We start from the raw sequence: 5,580 nt of genomic DNA, 5'->3' as shown, positions 1-5,580 counted from the left end.
CTGCAAGTCGGTGAAGATCGGCGTGGTGGTCTACAACCGCAACGTCTGCCGGCTGACCCCGAGCCTGCTGGAACAGCTCGCCGAGCGCTGCCCGAACCTGATCGGCTACAAGGACGGCCTGGGCGACATCGAGCTGATGGTCTCGGTGCGCCGCCGTCTGGGCGAGCGCTTCACCTATCTGGGCGGCCTGCCGACCGCCGAAGTCTTCGCCGCGGCCTACAAGGCCCTCGGCGTACCGGTGTATTCCTCGGCGGTGTTCAACTTCATCCCGCGCACCGCGATGGAGTTCTACAAGGCGATCGCCGCCGATGACCACGAGACCGTCGGCAAGATCATCGACGACTTCTTCCTGCCGCTCTTGGAGATCCGCAACCGCCGTGCCGGTTACGCGGTGAGCATGGTCAAGGCCGGGGCGAAGATCGTCGGCCACGACGCCGGTCCGGTGCGCGCGCCGCTGACCGACCTGCTGCCCGACGAGTACGAGCGCCTCGCCACGCTGATCCGCAAGCTCGGCCCGCAGTAAGTCCAACGCGCCCCCGGAGCGGCTTCGCCTCCGGGGGCGCCGCTTCGCCCGGCCGTCCACACAACAACAAACAATTCGTGGAACCCAACGCCATGCAAGCCATCAAGCAAACCCGCGTGCGCTACCTGATCCTGCTCATGCTGTTCCTGGTGACGACGATCAACTACGCCGACCGCGCCACCATTTCCATCGCCGGCTCCAGCATGCAGAAGGATCTCGGCTTCGATGCCGTGACCCTCGGCTACATCTTCTCCGCCTTCGGCTGGGCCTACGTCCTGGGGCAGATCCCCGGCGGCTGGCTGCTCGACCGCTTCGGCTCCAAGCGCGTCTATGCGGTGAGCATCTTCACCTGGTCGCTGTTCACCCTGCTGCAGGGCTTCGTCGACACCGTGCCGGTGGCCTGGGCGGTGACCACCATGTTCATGCTGCGCTTTCTGGTCGGCTTCGCCGAGGCGCCGTCCTTCCCCGGCAACGCGCGCATCGTCGCCGCCTGGTTCCCCACCGCCGAGCGCGGCACGGCCTCGGCGGTGTTCAACTCCGCACAGTATTTCGCCACCGCGCTGTTCGCTCCGCTGATGGGCTGGATCGTCCACAAGTTCGGCTGGGAGCACGTGTTCATCATGATGGGCGTGCTGGGCATCGTCTTCTCCGGGATCTGGCTGAAGACCATCTACAACCCCAAGGAACACCCGCGCATCAACCCGGCCGAGCTGGAGCACATCGAGCAGAACGGCGGCCTGGTCGATATGGACAATGCCTGCAAGTCGGGCGGGCAGGGGGTGCGCTGGGACTACATCCGCCAGCTGCTGACCAACCGCATGCTGGTCGGCGTCTACCTCGGCCAGTACTGCATCACCGGCATCACCTATTTCTTCCTCACCTGGTTCCCGGTGTACCTGGTGCAGGAGCGCGGCATGTCGATCCTCAAGGCCGGTTTCATCGCCTCGCTGCCGGCCATTTTCGGCTTCATCGGCGGTTTGCTCGGCGGGGTGCTCTCCGACTGGCTGCTGCGCCGCGGCCACTCGCTGACTCTGGCGCGCAAGCTGCCCATTGTCACCGGCCTGTTGCTCTCCACCAGCATGGTCTTCTGCAACTACGTCCAGGCCGAATGGATGGTGGTCGGCTTCATGACCCTGGCGTTCTTCGGCAAGGGCCTCGGCGCCTTGGGCTGGGCGGTGGTGGCGGACACCTCGCCGAAGCAGATCGCCGGCCTGTCGGGCGGGCTGTTCAACACCTTCGGTAACATCGCCTCGATCACCACGCCGATCGTCATCGGCTACATCATCAGCGCCACCGGCTCCTTCAAGTGGGCGCTGGTGTACGTCGGCGCCAACGCGCTGGTGGCGGTGTTCAGCTACCTGGTGATCGTCGGCCGCATCCAGCGCGTCGAATTGCGCGACGGTCCGACCCAGGGCGGTTCGACCCGCCACGAGGAGGCGCAGGCCGTCCCGGCCGTTCCCCAGGGCGGCGCGGCCTCCGTCTGAAATCTGTACGAGGGTAGTGTCATGTTGATCGAACATCAGGATTCGCCGCGCTACATCCGCCTGCACGCGGACGACAACGTCGGCGTGGTGGTCAACGACCAGGGCGTGGCGGCCGGCAGCCGCTTCGCCGACGGTCTGGCGGCCATCGAGCACATCCCGCAGAGCCACAAGGTGGCGCTGACGGACATCGCCGCAGGCGGCGAGGTGGTGCGCTACGGCCAGGTCATCGGCTACGCCCTGCAGCCGATCTCCCGCGGCAGTTGGGTGACCGAGGCGCACCTGCGCATGCCGGAGCCGCCGGCGCTCGACAACCTGCCGCGGGCGACCCAGGTCGCCGCGCCGGCCGAACCGCTGGAGGGCTACACCTTCGAGGGCTTCCGCAACCCCGACGGCAGCGTCGGCACGCGCAACCTGCTCGGCGTCAGCACCACCGTGCAGTGCGTGGCCGGGGTGCTCGAGCACTGCGTCGAGCGGGCGCGCAAGGAACTCTTGCCCAAGTACCCCAACGTCGACGACGTGATCGCCCTGACCCACAGCTACGGCTGCGGCGTGGCGATCAACGCGCCGGACGCGGTGATCCCGATCCGCACCCTGTTCAACCTGGCCCGCAACCCCAACCTCGGCGGCCAGGCGCTGGTCATCGGCCTGGGCTGCGAGAAGCTGCAGCCGGTCCAGCTGATGCCGGGCGACGAACTGACCAGCGGGATGAGCGAGCAGCAGTGGCTGTACCGCCTGCAGGAGTCGGGCAACGGCTTCGCCGGGATGGTCGACCAGATCCTCGGCCTGATCGAGGGGCGCCTCAAGGTGCTCGATGCGCGGCGCCGCGAGACCTGCCCGGCCTCCGAGCTGGTGGTCGGCATGCAGTGCGGCGGCAGCGACGCCTTCTCCGGGATCACTGCCAACCCGGCGCTGGGCGTCGCCGCGGACCTGCTGGTGCGCGCCGGCGCCACCGTGATGTTCTCGGAGAACACCGAGGTGCGCGACGGCATCCACCTGCTCACTCCGCGCGCCGCGACCCCGGAAGTGGCCGATGCGCTGATCCGCGAGATGGACTGGTACGACCGCTACCTAGAGCGGGGGATGGCCGACCGCAGCGCCAACACCACCCCCGGCAACAAGAAGGGCGGGCTGAACAACATCGTCGAGAAGGCCATGGGCTCGATCGCCAAGTCCGGCTCCAGCCCCATCGCCGGGGTGGTCGCGCCGGGCGAGAAGGTCAAGGGCAAGGGCCTGCAGTTCTGCGCCACCCCGGCCAGCGACTTCATCTGCGGCACCCTGCAGCTGGCCGCCGGAATGAACCTGCACATCTTCACCACCGGCCGCGGCACCCCCTACGGCCTGGCGATGGTGCCGGTGATCAAGGTGGCCACCCGCACCGAGCTGGCCGAGCGCTGGCCGGACCTGATCGACGTGGACGCCGGGCAGGTGACCTCGGGACGGCTGTCGCTCGAGGAGCTGGGCTGGGAGATCTTCCAGCTCTACCTCGATGTGGCCAGCGGCCGCAAGCACACCTGGGCCGAGCGCCATCGCCTGCACAACGATCTGGTGCTGTTCAATCCGGCGCCGGTAACCTGAGGCCGGATCATTCCCTGAACCCAGCGAAGGAGTTTTCGATGAAGGGAGCGAAAGTGCTGCAGGTCGGCCCGCTGAGCGAGCGCTTCAACCGCCGTCTGGCCGAGGAATACGGCGCCGAGCCGTACTGGAAACAGGCCGACGGCCCGGCCTTTCTGGCCGAGTACGGCGGAACGTTCGAGGTGCTGGTCACTTCGGCGCGCTTCGGCTGCTCGCCGGCGATGCTCGAGGCGCTGCCCAGCCTGCGCGCCATCTGCAGCTTCGGCGTCGGCTACGACGCCATCCCGCTGGAGGCGGTGCGCCGGCGCGGCATCCCGCTCAGCAACACGCCGGAGGTGCTCAACGAGTGCGTCGCCGATCTGGCCATGGGCCTGCTGATCGACGGCGCGCGGCGGATCGCCGAGGCCGACCGCTTCGTCCGCGCCGGCCAGTGGCGGATCGGCAACTTCCCGCTGGCTACCCGGGTCAGCGGCAAGCGCCTGGGCATCGTCGGCCTGGGCCGCATCGGCCAGGCGGTGGCGCGGCGCTCCAGCGGTTTCGACATGGCGGTGCGCTACCACAACCGCCGGCCGGTGGACGGCTGTTCCTACGGTCATGAGCCGTCGCTGGTCGAGCTGGCACGCTGGGCCGACTTCCTGGTGCTGACCTGCCCCGGCGGCCCGGCGACCCATCACCTGGTCGATGCCGAAGTGCTCGCGGCGCTGGGGCCGAAGGGCCTGCTGGTCAACGTGGCGCGCGGCTCGGTGGTCGACGAGGCGGCGCTGGTCGCGGCGCTCGCCGACGGCCGGCTCGGCGCCGCCGCCCTCGACGTCTTCGAGCAGGAGCCGCAGGTGCCGGCGGCGCTGCTGGAGATGCCCAACGTGGTGCTGCTGCCGCACATCGGCAGCGCCACCGGGGAAACCCGCCTGCAGATGGAGGAGCTGGTCATCGCCAACCTGCAGGCGTTCATCGACAAGGGAGAGCTGCTGACCCCGGTCTGACGTCTCTCCCTACCGGTTATGGCTCTGCTCTGGGCGGCAGTTCCATAAGGCGCGGCGCCGCCACAAGCGGCGCCGCGCGACCCTCGCACATTGAGCTGCTTTCTTGCAGTAACGGCGCACCCCGAGTGCGCCTTTTTTATGGTTCTTCGCGGGATCGCGGCCCCTGTCCCGGCTGTCGCCGTGCATCCTGTTGCCGGCTTGGCCAGGCTGCGACGTCGTAGCCTGCAGCGACTGCGCCGAAAACCCCCTCACGCTGCCCCTCGAGTCCACGGCGACCCCGTTGCCGCTCCGTGGCCGCGGCCGGCAGCCCGGCCCGCCGATCCATGACCGGCGCACGGCTCATCCGCCTTTGCAGAAAAATGCAGCCGATGGGCGCAGCGAGCGCCCGCAGCGGCCGAGCCGGAGCGGCGGCAGCGCCTTTCGGGCAGGATTTCGGGCGTTGCCGTTCGGCCGATCGGCGCGGGCAAGGTCGCGCCCCTATCGCGCGCGGATTCTTGCCCGCGTTTGTCCCCATAAAAAAACCGATACCCGCTTAAGTACTTCCCAGACGACGCCCAGGCCAATTCGCTTTAGCGTTCACGCTCACGTGAAGTGCATCGCTTCCACGTCTTCGCAGCCCCTCGGCGGGTTGCAAATACATAACAACAATGGAGGTAGCATGCATACCGACTCGATTGTGGATGTTAAACAGCACCCCTTTCAAGGTCTTTTACTTTTCGAGGCCTTGATGAGGCGGTCGGTGGAGACATGGGCGCGAGCCGTCGCGGCATCGACCCAGGCCTTGGGCTTTTCCACCTTGGGGCCGCGCTTACTGGTCGCCACCTGGCTGGGCTTGATCTGTCGTGCCAATGCCAACAGGCGCTGTGCCAGTGTGCTGGCCGAATCGTCGGCCCAGGCGGGCCAGTGCTCCACCGCCAGCGCGACGAGCATCCCCTCGTAACGGCTTCTGACCTGCACCGCCAGGTGGTAGGGGGACGCCTCCCAGCCCTCGGGAAGCCGTTCGCGATGTGCCTGTTCCACG

4 protein-coding genes and 1 pseudogene are annotated in these 5,580 nt (G+C 67.9%); 4 read left to right on the top strand and 1 reads right to left on the bottom strand.

Going from position 1 to position 5,580, the window contains the following annotated elements:
• The 4 genes from BMY22_RS22455 to BMY22_RS22440 all read left to right on the top strand — a co-directional run.
• Positions 1-523, top strand: a 523-nt coding sequence (locus BMY22_RS22455) for a dihydrodipicolinate synthase family protein (RefSeq protein ID WP_208599379.1), incomplete at its 5' end; no start/stop codon positions are given.
• 92 nt (positions 524-615) lie between these two features.
• Complete coding sequence (locus BMY22_RS22450; protein ID WP_244158976.1) at positions 616-2,007, top strand: MFS transporter; 1,392 nt, start codon at positions 616-618, stop codon at positions 2,005-2,007.
• Positions 2,008-2,028: 21 nt separating this feature from the next.
• Positions 2,029-3,582 (top strand): galactarate dehydratase, encoded by a 1,554-nt coding sequence (gene garD / locus BMY22_RS22445; RefSeq protein WP_090625522.1) that lies wholly within the window; start codon positions 2,029-2,031, stop codon positions 3,580-3,582.
• Positions 3,583-3,620: 38 nt separating this feature from the next.
• On the top strand, positions 3,621-4,559 hold the full coding sequence (locus BMY22_RS22440) for a 2-hydroxyacid dehydrogenase (RefSeq protein ID WP_090625520.1): 939 nt from the start codon (positions 3,621-3,623) through the stop codon (positions 4,557-4,559).
• Positions 4,560-5,258: 699 nt separating this feature from the next.
• Here BMY22_RS22440 and BMY22_RS24545 read toward each other — a convergent pair.
• Positions 5,259-5,580: pseudogene (locus BMY22_RS24545) on the bottom strand (IS4 family transposase); the annotation flags it as partial.

Source organism: Azotobacter beijerinckii, from assembly GCF_900110885.1.
Taxonomy (GTDB): domain Bacteria; phylum Pseudomonadota; class Gammaproteobacteria; order Pseudomonadales; family Pseudomonadaceae; genus Azotobacter; species Azotobacter beijerinckii.
This window is presented reverse-complemented; position numbering and strand designations above follow the sequence as displayed.